Source organism: Pseudomonas sp. 9.2(2024) (genome assembly GCF_039695385.1).
Lineage (GTDB): Bacteria > Pseudomonadota > Gammaproteobacteria > Pseudomonadales > Pseudomonadaceae > Aquipseudomonas > Aquipseudomonas paraglycinae.
Genome location: NZ_CP155585.1, coordinates 2379804 through 2394560 on the forward strand (window position 1 = coordinate 2379804; position 14757 = coordinate 2394560).

General features: G+C 60.0%; 14 protein-coding genes and 1 tRNA gene. 9 read left to right on the plus strand and 6 right to left on the minus strand.

Annotated elements, in window-relative coordinates:
• Window positions 1–80 precede the first annotated feature (80 nt).
• The 3 genes from ABFB52_RS10650 to ABFB52_RS10660 all read left to right on the plus strand — a co-directional run bounded on the left by ABFB52_RS10650 (window position 81) and on the right by ABFB52_RS10660 (window position 4472).
• Window positions 81–515 carry a chemotaxis protein CheY gene (locus ABFB52_RS10650; protein ID WP_085747852.1) on the plus strand — a complete coding sequence of 145 codons (435 nt, stop codon included), beginning with the start codon at window positions 81–83 and terminating at the stop codon, window positions 513–515.
• 107 nt (window positions 516–622) lie between these two features.
• Window positions 623–1249, plus strand: a complete 627-nt coding sequence (locus tag ABFB52_RS10655; RefSeq protein WP_085747851.1) for a response regulator transcription factor — start codon at window positions 623–625, stop codon at window positions 1247–1249.
• A 10-nt stretch (window positions 1250–1259) separates the two neighbouring features.
• Window positions 1260–4472 (plus strand): transporter substrate-binding domain-containing protein, encoded by a 3213-nt coding sequence (locus ABFB52_RS10660; protein WP_129973122.1) that lies wholly within the window; start codon window positions 1260–1262, stop codon window positions 4470–4472.
• A gap of 4 nt (window positions 4473–4476) precedes the next feature.
• Here ABFB52_RS10660 and dkgB read toward each other — a convergent pair whose 3' ends face one another.
• Window positions 4477–5280: a 2,5-didehydrogluconate reductase DkgB gene (gene dkgB, locus ABFB52_RS10665; protein ID WP_129973123.1), complete on the minus strand. Its 804-nt coding sequence runs from the start codon at window positions 5278–5280 to the stop codon at window positions 4477–4479.
• Window positions 5281–5500: 220 nt separating this feature from the next.
• Here dkgB and ABFB52_RS10670 point away from each other — a divergent pair, with 220 nt between their 5' ends.
• Both ABFB52_RS10670 and ABFB52_RS10675 read left to right on the plus strand, forming a co-directional pair.
• Complete coding sequence (locus tag ABFB52_RS10670) at window positions 5501–6367, plus strand: pirin family protein (protein WP_129973124.1); 867 nt, start codon at window positions 5501–5503, stop codon at window positions 6365–6367.
• A 139-nt stretch (window positions 6368–6506) separates the two neighbouring features.
• Window positions 6507–7949 carry a mechanosensitive ion channel family protein gene (locus tag ABFB52_RS10675; RefSeq protein WP_129973125.1) on the plus strand — a complete coding sequence of 481 codons (1443 nt, stop codon included), beginning with the start codon at window positions 6507–6509 and terminating at the stop codon, window positions 7947–7949.
• 3 nt (window positions 7950–7952) lie between these two features.
• Here the strand turns inward: ABFB52_RS10675 and ABFB52_RS10680 are convergent, their stop codons facing one another.
• Entirely contained in the window at window positions 7953–8540 is a 588-nt protein-coding gene (locus ABFB52_RS10680) for a GNAT family protein (protein ID WP_129973126.1), read from the minus strand.
• A 118-nt stretch (window positions 8541–8658) separates the two neighbouring features.
• Here ABFB52_RS10680 and ABFB52_RS10685 point away from each other — a divergent pair, with 118 nt between their 5' ends.
• Together ABFB52_RS10685 and ABFB52_RS10690 are read left to right on the plus strand one after the other, a co-directional pair.
• Window positions 8659–9453 (plus strand): exodeoxyribonuclease III, encoded by a 795-nt coding sequence (locus ABFB52_RS10685; RefSeq protein WP_102686992.1) that lies wholly within the window; start codon window positions 8659–8661, stop codon window positions 9451–9453.
• A gap of 101 nt (window positions 9454–9554) precedes the next feature.
• On the plus strand, window positions 9555–10382 hold the full coding sequence (locus ABFB52_RS10690) for an arylamine N-acetyltransferase (RefSeq protein WP_085747845.1): 828 nt from the start codon (window positions 9555–9557) through the stop codon (window positions 10380–10382).
• A gap of 3 nt (window positions 10383–10385) precedes the next feature.
• Here ABFB52_RS10690 and ABFB52_RS10695 read toward each other — a convergent pair whose 3' ends face one another.
• On the minus strand, window positions 10386–10715 hold the full coding sequence (locus tag ABFB52_RS10695) for a BrnA antitoxin family protein (RefSeq protein ID WP_129973127.1): 330 nt from the start codon (window positions 10713–10715) through the stop codon (window positions 10386–10388).
• A gap of 346 nt (window positions 10716–11061) precedes the next feature.
• On the opposite strand from ABFB52_RS10695, the gene ABFB52_RS10700 reads away from it, so the two are divergent.
• Window positions 11062–12582 (plus strand): nucleobase:cation symporter-2 family protein, encoded by a 1521-nt coding sequence (locus ABFB52_RS10700; protein WP_085747843.1) that lies wholly within the window; start codon window positions 11062–11064, stop codon window positions 12580–12582.
• A 121-nt stretch (window positions 12583–12703) separates the two neighbouring features.
• Here ABFB52_RS10700 and ABFB52_RS10705 read toward each other — a convergent pair.
• Window positions 12704–12779 (minus strand) — tRNA-Asn (locus ABFB52_RS10705).
• A gap of 228 nt (window positions 12780–13007) precedes the next feature.
• On the opposite strand from ABFB52_RS10705, the gene ABFB52_RS10710 reads away from it, so the two are divergent.
• The gene (locus ABFB52_RS10710; protein WP_102686996.1) at window positions 13008–13238 is read left to right on the plus strand and encodes a hypothetical protein; all 231 of its coding nucleotides are present in this window, start codon (window positions 13008–13010) and stop codon (window positions 13236–13238) included.
• Here ABFB52_RS10710 and ABFB52_RS10715 read toward each other — a convergent pair.
• Together ABFB52_RS10715 and ABFB52_RS10720 are read right to left on the minus strand one after the other, a co-directional pair.
• Entirely contained in the window at window positions 13235–13435 is a 201-nt protein-coding gene (locus ABFB52_RS10715) for a hypothetical protein (protein WP_007956421.1), read from the minus strand. The genes ABFB52_RS10710 and ABFB52_RS10715 overlap by 4 nt on opposite strands.
• 112 nt (window positions 13436–13547) lie before the next feature.
• Window positions 13548–14744 (minus strand): amino acid aminotransferase, encoded by a 1197-nt coding sequence (locus ABFB52_RS10720; RefSeq protein WP_129973128.1) that lies wholly within the window; start codon window positions 14742–14744, stop codon window positions 13548–13550.
• Between the last annotated feature and the right edge of the window lie 13 nt (window positions 14745–14757).

The following is a 14757-nucleotide window of genomic DNA, read 5'->3' on the forward strand; positions in this document are numbered from 1 at the left end:
TTTCGGAAAAGTCCTACAGAGTGCGCCTCGGCGCTTGGGTAGTCTTGCCGCCACTTGAAGCGACTACCCGGACCTCCACGTTGACCGACAAAACCCTGCGTATCCTGATCGCCGACTTGCAGCATTTTCAGCGGATGAAGATCGAACGAATGTTCAACGGCCTCGATTACTACCGTATTGCACCGGTGCAAAACCTTGCCGAACTGCTGACGCTGGTCGACTACGGCTGTCAGCCGTTCGATGTCCTGGTGATCAACGCCGAACTGGCGGTCGGGATCGCGGATCTTCGCGGTTTCCTGTTTGACCATCCGCAAATCCGGCGGGCGCTGGTCTATGGTGAGCCGGCGGATTCTTCAGGTGTTCCCCGGCAATTCGGGGCAAAGATCATCACCAGTCCTGCGCCGTTGCCATCCATCCGAGCCATCGAGCAGTTGATGACCTCAGTCGAGGCATCGCTTGGGCGCTCTTCGCGTGTTCGATCACAGATCGGTCTGGCGCACAACTGTCAGATCTGACAGGTGAAGCAACGTGCACAGCGTGTAACAGTTGTGGCGCAGCTACCAATAGTCCCGTTCATGCAAGATCGGTGGCGTCATGTCATGTATTCGCCCCGGGAGTGTTCATGGGTTCAGCATTGATCGTCGATGATCATCCCGTTGTGGTCAGTGCCGTTCGCCTGGTTCTGGAGTCGCTCGGCTACAAGCCAGTTTATGTCACCTCGGACAGTAGTGAGGTGGTGTCGTTGGTCCGTTTATACGAGCCGGATCTCATGGTGCTCGATCTGAACTTACCAGGCCCGGGTGGCCTGGAAACGCTGGAGCACCTAAAGAAAGTCGGACTGTCCTGTAAAGTCGTGGTTTTTTCCACTGCCAATCCCGATCAATTTCTGATGCGTTGCCGGCGAGCCGGTGCGATGGCCTTCGTCACCAAATCCGCCGAATTGCAGCAGTTGCAGAGTGCGATCAAGGCTGTCCGCGCGGGCTATAGCTATTTCCTGGACTTGCCGAACGTCACCGCAGGGCAGACTGAGTTGCACAGTGATGAAGGCAAGCTGATCGCGTCGCTGTCCGATCGCGAGTTGCAAATCCTGATAGAGCTGGCGCGAGGCATATCGAACAAGCAGATTGCCGAGGATATGAACCGAAGTCACAAAACCATCAGCACCTACAAGACCCGCTTGATGCTCAAGCTCGGGATCAAGTCGTCGGTGGTACTGCGAGAGTTTGCCATTCGCAACCATTTGCTCTGAGAGGATCCCCATGATGAGCCTTTTGCGATGCGTCCTGCTGCTGATGCTGCTTGCGGGCACAGCGCAGGCGGCGACTAGCGCGCAAAGGCTGGAAATAGTCTCCCGCACCCGTCTGGAAGGCGTGCAGGTCCGCCTTGATGAGCAGGATAAACAGTGGCTGAGCGCCAACCCGGTATTGCGCATCGGCGCCTCCTGGCCGGATTACCCGCCGTTTGAGTTGACCCGCAAACGCCATGAACTGGAAGGTCTTACGGCCGATTACGCCGACGCGATTGCACAGATTTTGAACATCGGCGTCGAAGTCTGGTGCTATCCCGACCGCGCAAGCGCCATGGCTGCGCTCGTGGCTGGTAAAGTGCACCTTCTGGGCACGTCGAACAAGTTTGAAGACGCTAATCCTCGCCTGATGCTGTCCCGTGCCTACGCTGAAGATCAGCCGATGTGGGTCACTCGGATCGACAATCCGTTGCCTGGCGATCTGGCTGGCAAGCGCATTGCCATGGTGGACGACTACCTGCCAGCCTCGACCATCGAAGAGGCTTACCCGCAAGCTTCCCTGCAGCGTTATCGATCGATTCTCGATGCCCTCGGCGCTGTCGCGTTCGGTCGGGATGATCTGTACCTGGGCGACTTCATCAGCGCCAGTTACCTGATCAACACCCATTTTCACAACGACTTGCAACTGGCCGGGCCTTCGGGCCTTGATGCCAACCCTTTCGGCTTTGCCCTGGCCCGCAGCAACCCGCGTTTGAAACGTCTGGTCGACAAGGCCCTGCTGGCCATTCCCATGGAGCAGCGCCTGGCCATGGAGCTGCGCTGGAGCGCCGGTCGCGCCGACATGGCGGCGCAGTCGCGGGTGAGCCTGAGCGACAGCGAGCAACAATGGCTGGATCAGCATCCGGTGATACGGGTCGGCGCTGTCGATGATTTTGCCCCGCTGACATACTTTGACGCCGATGGCCGTTTCAGTGGTCTGGCCGCTCAATTGCTCAACCTGATCAGTCAGCGCAGCGGCCTGACCTTCGAGGTGGTGCGCGGTCAAACTCTGGATCATCAGGTCGAGCAGCTCAAAAGCGGTGAGCTGGACCTGTTGCCGGTGATGACACCGAGCCGCGAGCGCGAAACTGCAATGCTGTTCACTCGGTCGTACGTGAACAGCCCCTTTGTGCTCATTACCGACTCGAAGGCGCAGGCTCCGCGCAGTCTGGACGACATGGCGGGTAAACGTCTGGCGCTTTATCGCCGTAGTCCGTTGCACGATTATCTGCTGGAGAACGTGCCGCAGATCCGCCTGATCGAGTTGCCAAGTCCGGCCGACGGCACGCAGGCGCTGCTCGACGGCAAGGCTGACGCGACATTGAGTTCGTTGCTGGTGGCGCGCTACCAGATCGATCACCAGTACCGCGATCGTTTGCGGATTGTCTCCACGCTGGGTGATTTGCCGGCGCGGGTTGCCATGGCGACGTCGCTTGAGGCCCCGCAGCTGCAATCGATTCTGAACAAGGCACTGCTGAGCATCGCACCCCAGGAAATCGACGGACTGGTCGCGCGTTGGAGTCGTAACGTGGTGCTGCAAGACAGCTATTGGCAGCGTCATCAAACGCAAATACTGCGCGGGTTTGCAGTGGCGGCAGGGCTGTTGCTGTTGGCGTTGGGCTGGATCGGCTTTCAGCGTCGGCAGATCCGCCAGCGCCAGCAATGGCTACGGCAATTGCAGGAGGCCAAGGACGCAGCCGATGAAGCCAATCGCGCCAAGAGCACGTTTCTGGCGACCATGAGCCATGAAATCCGCACACCGATGAACGCCCTGATCGGCATGCTCGAACTGGCCCTCAAGCGTGCCGATGAAGGCGTGACCGATCGCCAGGCGATCGAGGTGGCGTCCAGCGCCGGGCAGCAACTGCTGGCATTGATCGGCGATATTCTCGACATCGCACGCATCGAGTCCGGGCATCTGTCACTGGCCCCCGAGCGCGTCAATCTGCATGAAGTGGTGGCGTCGGTGTGTCGGATTTTCGAAGGCCTGGCCCGGCAGAAACAATTGTTGTGGCATGTAGAAATGGATGAGCGCAGCAACGTCGTGGTGATGCTCGATCCCCTGCGGTTCAAACAAGTGCTGTCGAACCTGCTGAGCAATGCAATCAAGTTCACCGAGGACGGCGAGGTGAGCCTGAGCTTGCGGGTATTCGGCGAACAGAACGGGTTGATTGAAGTGGGCGTAGCCATTGAAGACAGTGGCCGGGGGATCAGCGCTGAGGATCAGCAGCGATTATTCAGAGCGTTTGTGCAGGTCGGCAACCACTCATCAACGGCGCAGAGTGGCTCCGGCCTGGGGCTGGTGATCAGCCGCAACCTGTGCCGGTTGATGGGCGGCGATTTATGGATGAACAGCGAGTTGAACCGCGGCACTCAGGTCATGCTGCGACTCGAGCTGCCGGTGCTGGCGCCACTTGTGCAAGAGGCTGCACCGGCGCCAGCGGCGGTAACGATAAAGTCGCTGAACGTGCTGGTGGTGGATGATCATCCGGTGAATCGCCTGCTGTTGTGTAGACAGTTGAATGAACTCGGACATCGCGCCGTTGACTCCGGTGGCGGTGAGGACGGGCTGGCGCTTTGGCGCGGGCAATCCTTCGATGCACTGATCACCGATATCAACATGCAGGGGCTCAACGGTTACGAGCTGGCCCGAGCGGTGCGTGAGGAGGAGGCCGCGACGGGCAGGGCACCCTGTCTGATCCTGGGATTTACCGCCAATGCGCAAATGGAAGAAAAACAGCGCTGCCGGGCGGCCGGGATGGACGATTGCCTGTTCAAGCCGGTTCTGCTGCGCGAACTGAGCCAGGCCCTGATGGCCGCCGCATCCGGGGGAGCACAGGTCGAGAGCATGGACGATCCCGCAGTGGCCGGGTTCGATCTGAGCGCGCTGTTGCAACTGGCGGGTGCGGATAACCCGCTGATCGGGCAGTTGCGTGAGGAGGTGCTGAGCAGCCTGCGCATCGACCTGAAGCGCCTGGACGCATCAGGTCGGGATCGCGAAGTCTTGCGTGATCTGGCGCATCACGTCACGGGCGGGGCGCACATGATCGGTGCCGAACGCGTGGTTTCGGCGTGTCGGGTGCTCGAACAGGCTTGCCGTGACGATGAGCCCGAAGCGGCATTGACGACCGCCATCGAATTGCTGCGCGTGGCCATGCACGACCTCGCGCAGCAGCTTCAGGCCTGATCGGTCAATCCCACTGCGGCGCGATGCCATTGGGGCTGGTCAGGCGATGGCCGCGATCCAGTGTGGCGATCCGCGCCATGTCGGCGTCGCTCAGGATCAGCGCCGTGGCGCCGAGGTTGCCTTGCAGGTTGGCGCGCTTGGTCGACGACGGAATCACCGCGTAACCCGATTGCATCGCCCACGCCAGGGTGACCTGCGCCGGGGTGGCTTGCAGACGCTCGGCGATCTGCACGATCAGCGGATCCTTCAACACTTCGCCATAGGCCAGGGTCATGTACGACGTGATCTGGATGCCCTGACTCTGGGCGAATTCCACGACCTTGCGGTTTTGCAGGTACGGGTGCAATTCGATCTGATTGGTAGCGATATTTTCCGCGCCGACCGCAGCAATCGCCTGTTTCATCAGGTCGATGGTGAAGTTGGACACGCCGATCTGCCGGGTCAGGCCCAGGCGTTTGGCTTCCAGCAGCGCGCCCATGAATTCTTCGACCGGCACCTGATCTTCCGGCGACGGCCAGTGGATCAGCGTCAGGTCGAGGTAATCGGTCTGCAGCTTTTGCAGGCTCTCCTTGAGGCTTTCGATCAAGCGATCCTTGGCGAAGTTGGCGATCCAGATCTTGCTGGTGATGAACAGCTCTTGGCGGGCGATGCCGCTGGCAGCGATGGCCTCGCCAACGTCGGCTTCGTTTTCGTAGATCTGAGCGGTGTCGATGACCCGGTAACCGAGCTCAAGGGCAGTGCTCACCGAATCGATGACCACCTGACCTTGCAGGCGAAACGTACCAAGACCGAAAGCGGGAACAGACATGCAGGACTCCAGGGTTGCAGTGGGAATGGGCAGGAGTATCCGCGTCTGATTCCCTGGGAAAAACCGCTGTCGGGGCAAAGTACTGTTGACTGAAAGTCACGAATCACCGCAATCGGTATCGTTCCACCAATAGAACGATGAGGACGGTTTTGGCTGACTAGTACTAAATACGTGGCGAATTTATGATCGCTCCATGATCAACCTGATGACGGAGTCCACCATGAAAAACCTGATCGGTATCTACACCAGCCCTCGCGGCCACTGGGTCGGCGATGGGTTTCCGGTGCGCACCCTGTTTTCCTACGACAACCTGGGCAAGCACATCAGCCCGTTCCTGCTGCTGGACCACGCCGGCCCGGCGCAATTTACCCCGACCACCGAACGCCGTGGCGTGGGCCAGCATCCGCACCGCGGCTTCGAAACCGTGACCATCGTTTACGAAGGCGAAGTGCAGCACCGCGATTCCACCGGCAGCGGCGGCACCATCGGCCCGGGCGATGTGCAATGGATGACGGCGGCTTCCGGAATCCTGCATGAGGAATTCCATTCGGAAAACTTCGCTCGAACCGGCGGCAACCTGGAAATGGTGCAGCTGTGGGTGAATCTGCCGGCCAAGGACAAAATGGCCGCGCCCGGTTACCAGACCATTCTGGACAGTGAGATTCCGAATATCGCGCTCAAGGACGGCGCCGGCAGCCTGCGTCTGATCGCCGGTGAGTTCGACGGTCACAAGGGGCCATCCCGCACGTTCACGCCTATCGATGTGTGGGATCTGCGGCTGAGCACCGGCAAGTTGCTCTCGCTCGATCTGCACGAAGGCCGCAACACCGCACTGGTGGTGTTAAAGGGTTCGGTACAGATCAACGGTGTGGAGACGATGCGCGAAGGGCAGTTGGCGCTGTTCGAGCGTGATGGCGATCGCATCACCGTCGAAGCCAGCCAGGACGCGGTAGTGCTGCTGCTCAGCGGCGAGCCGATCGACGAGCCGATCGTCGGCCACGGCCCGTTCGTGATGAACACCGAGCAGGAAATCCATCAGGCTTTCGCCGACTTCCAGTCCGGCCGTTTCGGCCAGATGCACGGCTGAAAATCCCGGCAGGTGCCACGTGCGCCTGCCGGTTTTTTTCGAGCGCGTTCGGTGGCGCTCATCCCGCCAAATCAATTACTCCTACACTGAGCCCAATCTGTGCGATCTTCTCGCGACTGGCCCCTGCCGGAGTTGTTTGATGCTGTCTCTGCTCACCGATCATCCGTTGTTTTGCGCCTTGATCCTGATCCTGATCGATCTCGGTCTGTGGCGTCTGATCAGCTCCCACGGCAGTTCGTGGAAACTGTTGGTGCGGGTACTGATTTTTGCCCTGTTCAGCATTTTGCTGTTCAACGAAGGGCTCAATCCGATGGAGCCTGCGCCGTGGGCCGACAACGTGCCGTTGCACCTGGCGGCGACCGGGCTGCAGATCGGCTGGTGGCTGTTCGGCGCGCGCACCCTGACGGTGTTGATCGGCGCGGTGATGATGCAGCGGGTCGGGCACACCGGGCGGTTGTTGCAGGATCTGCTCGGTGCGGTGATTTTCCTGATCGCAATCATCGCGGCGCTTGCCTACGTGCTGGACCTGCCGGTCAAAGGCGTGCTGGCGACGTCCGGGGCGTTGGCGATCATCGTCGGTCTGGCGTTGCAGAGCACTTTGAGCGACGTGTTTTCCGGGATCGTGCTCAACACCACCAAGCCTTATCAACTGGATGACTGGATCTCCATCGACGGCACCGAAGGCCGGGTCACCGACATCGACTGGCGCGCCACGCGGCTGCAAACCAGTCAGGGCAGCATGGCGGTGATTCCCAACTCGCTGGCGGCCAAGGCCAAGATCATCAACTTCAGCCGGCCGAGCAATATGTTCGGGGTTGCCGTCAGCGTGCAGGTCAGTCCCCATGCTCGGCCCAGCTCGGTGATTGATGCCCTGGAGCGGGCGATGCAGGGTTGCCGCCAATTGCTGGAGAGCCCCGCGCCGAGCGTTGCGCTGAAGAACTCCAGCAGTGCCGGCACCGAATATGAAATCAGCGGGTTTGTCGCCTCGATGAGCGAAAAACGTGTGGTGCGCAATCAGCTGTTCGACCTGGCGTACCGACACCTGCAAGCGTCCGGGGTCAATCTGCTGTCGAGCGATGAGCCCGGCGTGCCGAGCAATCTCTCAAGGCCACGGGCGTTGCTCGACAGCTCGCCGATTTTCTCCACCCTGCGTCAGGAGGAGAAAGAAACCTTCAGCCAGAACATGACCCTGCAGACTTTCCGTGCCGGCGAGGTGATTCTTGCGGGCGGCGAGGTCAGCGATCACCTGTTCATCATCGAATCCGGCGTGGTCTCGGTGACGCTCAAACGCCACGGCACACCGTTCGAGTCTGGGCGGATGGGCCCGGGCGAAGTGATCGGCGAGGCGGGGATTCTGTCCGATACATCATTGCCGGCCGACTTCTCCGCCAAGACCTTCTGCGCGCTGTACCGCATCGAGAAGTCTTATCTCAAGCCGTGCCTGGACGCCCGTCACGACATCAACGACGCGATGCAGGCGTTGCTCGATTTCCGTCTGCACAAGGCGCAATCCCTGACCGAAGAAACGCCGGTAGCGGCGCCGAAGAAAGGCTTCCTGCAATGGCTGCGCAATCGCGTCTGACCGTCAGCGCAGTCCGTAGTCCGCCAGTTTGCGTTCCAGGTTCAGGCGCACTTGCGGCCATTCGTCATCGATGATGCTGAAGCGCACCGAGTTGCGCTTGCGGCCGTCTGGCATGATGCGTTCGTGGCGGACGATGCCTTCCTGCTGCGCGCCGAGCCGCAGGATCGCATTGCGCGACTTCTGGTTGTTTTCGTCGGTGGTGAATTGTACTCGCACGCAATCGAGCACCTCGAAGACGTGGCGCAGCATCAGGTACTTGGCTTCGGTGTTGACGAAGGTCTTCTGAAAGCGTGCCGAGATCCAGCTGCTGCCGATCTCCAGCTTGCGGTTGAGCGGGTCGATCTTCCAGAAGCGGGTCGAGCCGATCACTTCGCCGGTTTCCTTCAGCACGATGACAAACGGCATGACCGTCCCAGCCTCACGGCCGTCGAGGGCCTTTTTCAGGTAAGCGTCGACGGTGGTGGCCGACGGCACCACGGTGACCGTGAGGTTCCACAGTTCCCCGTCGGCAGCCGCGTGGAGCAGGGCATCGGCGTCGGTGTATTGAAGCGGGCGCAGGATGATGCCCTGACCTTGCAGCGTGGTTTGCATATGGGGATTCTCGGCGGATCGGGCGAGGGCTTATTACGCCGTACTGGATGGATCAGACGCAACCGTCGCGGTGGGTGGATGTCACAGTTTTTATCGGTCAATGGCAGGAATCCGGACGATGAAAAAAATGCGCATTGCCACGTTCAACGTCAACGGCTTGCGGGCTCGACTGCCGAATCTGCTGGAATGGCTCAGGCGCGAGCAGCCGGACATCGTCTGCTTGCAGGAGCTGAAACTGGTGGACAGCGCGTTTCCTGCCGCTGATCTGGAGGCCGCCGGTTACGGCGCTATCTGGCACGGCCAGGCGTCATGGAACGGCGTGGCGATTCTTGCCCGCGATACGCAACCGCTGGAGAGCCGGCGCGGCCTGCCCGGCGATCCCGACGATAAACACAGCCGCTACCTCGAAGCGGCGGTGCATGGAGTGCTGGTGGGGTGCCTGTACCTGCCCAATGGCAACCCGCAACCGGGGCCGAAGTTCGACTACAAACTGGCCTGGTTCGAACGCCTGATCAAATACGCCCGGGATTTGCAAAGCAGCGATCATCCGGTGGTACTGGCCGGCGATTACAACGTGGTGCCTACCGATCTGGATATCTACAACACCCGTTCGTGGCTCAAGGATGCGTTGTTGCAACCGGAGAGCCGCGAGTGCTATCAGCGCCTGCTGGATCAGGGTTGGACGGACTCTTTGCGGCATCTGTATCCCGAAGATCGGCTGTATACCTTCTGGGATTATTTCCGTCAGCACTGGCAGAAGAACTCCGGGCTGCGGATCGACCATCTGCTGCTCAATCCAAAGCTGAGCCCTTATCTGCACGAGGCCGGTGTGGATGCCTGGGTGCGCAACGAACCGCATGCCAGCGACCACGCGCCGACGTGGATTCGCATCGATTCGCGTAAAAGGCGCTAGCAGGTGATTGGTTAATTCAATTGTCGATTCGATGCCCGGATCCCGTATACATGGCGACCATCGGCGGAACGATCCGCGCCCCCATGCAGAAGGACCCAGCCATGAGCGAGCCACGCCTGACGAATCTGAAACAGTACCTGCAACGCCTGGGATTCGATGCGCCCCCGGCACCGACCCTCGAAACCCTGCGCCTGTTGCAACTGCGCCATACCGGCGCCTTTCCATTCGAAAACCTGTCGACGCTGAGTGGCGAGCCCGTCCTGATCGATCTGCCGTCCATCGAGCGAAAAGTTTTGAATGACGCCCGGGGCGGTTACTGCTACGAGCTGAACAATCTGTTTCTGGCGTTGCTGTTGGAGCTGGGGTTCGATGCGCGGGGGATCAGCGGGCGAGTGGTCATGAATCAGCCCGAGGGCAGCTGGACGGCGCGCACCCACCGCCTGAGCCTGGTGACCATTGACGACGTGCGCTACATCACCGACGTCGGCTTCGGCGGCATGGTGCCGACCGCGCCGCTGGTGCTCGATACCGACGCCGAGCAATCCACGCCGCACGAACCGTATCGCATCGAAGTGCAGGCGGATGGCTACATGCTGCGGGCCAAGGTTGCTGGCGAATGGCGGCCGATGTATCTGTTCGACCTGCAACGCCAGGAAGACATCGATTACACCCTCGGCAACTGGTACGTCTCGACCCACCCGGACTCGCCATTTGCCCAGCGCCTGATGGTTGCGCGTACCGGCGACGGCTGGCGGCGCACACTGAACAACGGCAGTTTCGCGATCCATCGCATGGGCGCCGAGAGCGAGCGGCGTGAAGTGACGGATGTCGATGAACTGATCGAATTGCTGGAACGGGAGTTCGGCCTGCACTTGCCGCACCAGCCCGGTGCACGAGAGGCTCTGGCGCGCTTGATTCAGCCAGTTTGAACGCTACGGTTTGACGTCCGGTTCCAGTACCCGCCGGATCTCGTTCACGGCCGCCGACAGTTTTTTCTCAAGGCTCTTGAGGTCGGTGGCGGTGATGCCTTGCTTGAATGGCCCGCTTGAATCTTCGAGTTCAACAGCCGCCCCACGGCTGTTAAGCAATGCGTGGCGCAGGGTGTTGTTAATGACCGTCTGATAGCCAAACCCCTCGCTTTCAGCGACCTCGCGCGCGGCTTCGATCACCGCGTCATCGAGCATGATGGTGATGCGCGTTTTACCCTTGGTGGGAGCAATGGCGCCGCGTTTACCGTCGCTGAAATTGTATTCATCTTTCATTGATCACCTCTGCACAAAGTTGCCATCGCTCGCTGGGCTCGAATGCGTTGGCAGTATTCTTGCTTTTATCGAACTGAATCTTGAATGACTTCATTATGCATAATTTATATGTATAAAAAGAACGCGACCGCGCCGTCGGTCGCCATGAACACTTCAGCTTGGACGGATAAAGCGTGGACTCGATTGGGGATGTGTTGCCGAATTTGTGGGATGAAAGCAGCGGGTTAGAAGGTTGGGTGGCTAGCTAACCATTATGTGACTGATAAGTTGTATACAAGTCTATGGACATTTGTCCTGACTCTTGCATACAGTGTGCGCATAACAAAAACCAGGGAACTCCCCCACCATGAAAACGCCCCATGTTTCACACCAACGGCCCGAGGACGAGAATCTCGGGGTCGGCGCGAATATGGCTTACGGCCTGCAACACGTTCTGACCATGTATGGCGGTATCGTCGCGGTGCCACTGATCATCGGTCAGGCCGCCGGGCTTTCGCCGGCGGACATCGGTCTGTTGATTGCTGCTTCATTGTTTGCGGGGGGGCTGGCCACGTTGCTGCAAACCCTGGGTTTACCGTTTTTCGGCTGTCAGTTGCCGCTGGTGCAGGGCGTGTCGTTCTCCGGCGTTGCCACCATGGTGGCGATTGTCAGCAGTGGCGGGGAGGGCGGCTTCCAGTCGGTGCTTGGCGCGGTGATTGCGGCGTCGCTGATCGGCTTGCTGATCACGCCGGTTTTTTCGCGAATCACCAAGTTCTTTCCTCCGCTTGTTACCGGCATCGTGATCACTACCATCGGCCTGACGCTGATGCCGGTGGCCGCACGCTGGGCCATGGGCGGTAACAGCCACGCGCCTGACTTCGGCAGCATGCAGAACATCGGTCTGGCGGCGGTCACGCTGGTGCTGGTGTTGCTGCTGAGCAAGGTCGGCAGTTCCACCATCTCGCGTCTGTCGATCCTGTTGGCCATGGTGATCGGCACGGTGCTGGCGGTGTTCCTCGGCATGGCGGATTTCTCCAACGTCACCCAGGGCCCGATGTTCGGCTTCCCGACGCCGTTCCATTTCGGCATGCCGACCTTCCACTTCGCCGCGATCCTGTCGATGTGCATCGTGGTCATGGTGACCCTGGTGGAAACCTCGGCGGACATTCTGGCGGTCGGTGAAATCATCGGCACCAAGGTCGACTCCAAACGCCTGGGCAACGGCCTGCGGGCGGACATGCTGTCGAGCATGTTTGCACCGATCTTCGGCTCGTTCACCCAAAGCGCCTTCGCCCAGAACGTCGGGCTGGTGGCGGTGACCGGGATCAAGAGCCGCTATGTGGTGGCGACCGGCGGTATCTTCCTGGTGATCCTCGGCCTGCTGCCGTTCATGGGCCGGGTCATCGCAGCGGTGCCGACCTCGGTACTCGGTGGTGCCGGTATCGTGCTGTTCGGCACCGTGGCGGCGAGCGGTATCCGCACGCTGTCCAAGGTCGATTATCGCAACAACGTCAACCTGATCATCGTCGCCACCTCGATCGGCTTCGGCATGATCCCGATTGCCGCACCGAACTTCTATGATCACTTCCCGAGCTGGTTCGCGACCATTTTCCATTCGGGCATCAGCTCGTCGGCAATCATGGCGATCCTGCTGAACCTGGCATTCAACCACTTCACGGCGGGTAACTCGGATCAGCAGTCGGTGTTTGCGGCGGCAGAAGAGCGGACCCTGCGTTATCGCGATCTGGCAGCGTTGCGTGAAGGCGACTACTTCAGCGACGGCAAACTGCATGACTGCGACGGCAATGAAGTGCCGGTGATCGATCCGGATGCGGATCACGGTCACGGCGTGCCGAAGGTACATGCCAAGAGCAGCGAGCACGTCTGAGCGTTGTAGTTGAATGAAAAGGGCCGATCAGTTGCGAAACTGATCGGCCCTTTTTATGGCGCTGACTTTTTCAATGCCCACAAAAAAGCCCCTGAATCTCTCGATTCAGGGGCTCTGTATTTGGCTCCACAACCTGGACTCGAACCAGGGACCCAGTGATTAACAGTCACTTGCTCTACCAACTGAGCTATTGCGGAATTGGTGCGTATGTTACTGATTTAAAAAGACTAGTCAAGCGCGAGATGTAAATTTTCTGGAAAGGTCAGGACGGGCGGCGGTTTATCGGCGATTGGCGGTTACCAGAACCGTAGCAGAGGTCTACCATGGCCGCCCGGAAGTGGTCACACGCGCTGCCGGCCATTCGCCGAAAAGGTACGCGCCATGAATAGCCCCATCCTCACTCATCGTCCTGTCGAGGTGTTCGCATGAGCACCGCACAAATCAGCCTGCCCAAAGGCGTCGGTACACACGCCGAAAAGCTTTTCGACGCGATCACTCAGGCCGCCACGGCTGAAGAGCTGAACCGTGCAGGCGGCAAGGCCGAAGGTTTTGTCCTCGGTCTGGAAAGCACCAAGGCCATCAAGAGCCAGATCGCCGAATCGCTCTACGTCGTTTATGACGATGCGGCGACTCAGCGTGCAGCGGAACTGGCTTAACCGCCGAACGTGAAGGTGCCGAGCATCAGTTTGGCGTACAGCATCGTTGCGCCCAGTTGCACCAGCCACAGCGCCAGCCCGCCGAGAAACACCCCGGCCGCGACTTGCAGCACCAGGTTGTTGCCGCGTTTGGCCGGGGCGCGGGGGATGAAGTCATCCAGATCGTCGCGGTCGGCGCGCAGGTCGTCGTTTTTCATATCGGTTCTCTGAAATATCGTTTGGGTGCAGTCTAGAGGGTGTATCGGTTTTTCTTTAGACAAATAAAAAACGGGAAGCCCGAAAGCTTCCCGTTTTTAGTGCCGCGTCGGGTCAGATGACCTGAACGATGGCGTCCGTCACGGCTTCGATGTTGCTCTGGTTCAGCGCGGCGACGCAGATGCGGCCGGTGTCCAGGGCGTAGATGCCGAACTCATTGCGCAGGCGGTGAACCTGTTCGGTGGTCAGGCCGGAGTAGGAGAACATGCCGCGCTGACGACCGACGAAGCTGAAGTCACGCTGCGGGGCTTTCTTCGCCAGCAGAGCAACCATCTGCTCGCGCATGCCGCGAATGCGCAGGCGCATTTCAGCCAGTTCGGCTTCCCACTGAGCGCGCAGTTCCGGGCTGTTCAGCACAGCGGCAACGATGCTTGCGCCGTGGGTCGGCGGGTTGGAGTAGTTGGTGCGGATCACGCGTTTGACTTGCGACAGGACGCGGGCGCTTTCTTCTTTCGATTCGCTGATGATCGACAGTGCACCGACACGCTCGCCATACAGCGAGAACGACTTGGAGAACGAGCTCGAGACGAAGAAGGTCAGGCCGGATTCAGCAAACAGACGCACGGCAGCGGCGTCTTCGGCGATGCCGTCACCGAAACCCTGGTAAGCCATATCGAGGAACGGCACGTGACCTTTGGTCTTGACCGCTTCCAGCACGTTGTTCCAGTCCGCCGGGCTCAGGTCGACGCCGGTCGGGTTGTGGCAGCAGGCGTGCAGCACGATGATCGAGCCGTTCGGCAGGGCGTTGAGGTCTTCCAGCAGGCCGGCACGGTTCACGTCGTGGGTGGCGGCGTCGTAGTAGCGGTAGTTCTGCACCGGGAAACCGGCGGTTTCGAACAGGGCGCGGTGGTTTTCCCAGCTCGGGTCGCTGATCGCTACAACGGCATTCGGCAGCAATTGCTTGAGGAAGTCGGCACCGATTTTCAGTGCGCCGGTCCCGCCGACGGCCTGAGTGGTGACAACGCGGCCAGCTGCAAGCAGTGGCGAATCATTGCCGAACAGCAGCTTTTGCACGGCCTGGTCGTAGGCCGCGATGCCGTCGATTGGCAGGTAGCCGCGCGAGGCGTGCTGAGCGGCGCGAATGGTTTCGGCTTCGATGACGGCGCGCAGGAGTGGAATTCGCCCCTCTTCGTTGCAGTACACACCCACCCCAAGGTTGACCTTATTGGTCCGGGTATCGGCGTTGAATGCTTCGTTGAGGCCCAGGATTGGATCGCGGGGTGCCATTTCGACAGCGGAGAACAGGCTCATTTTTACGGCAGCT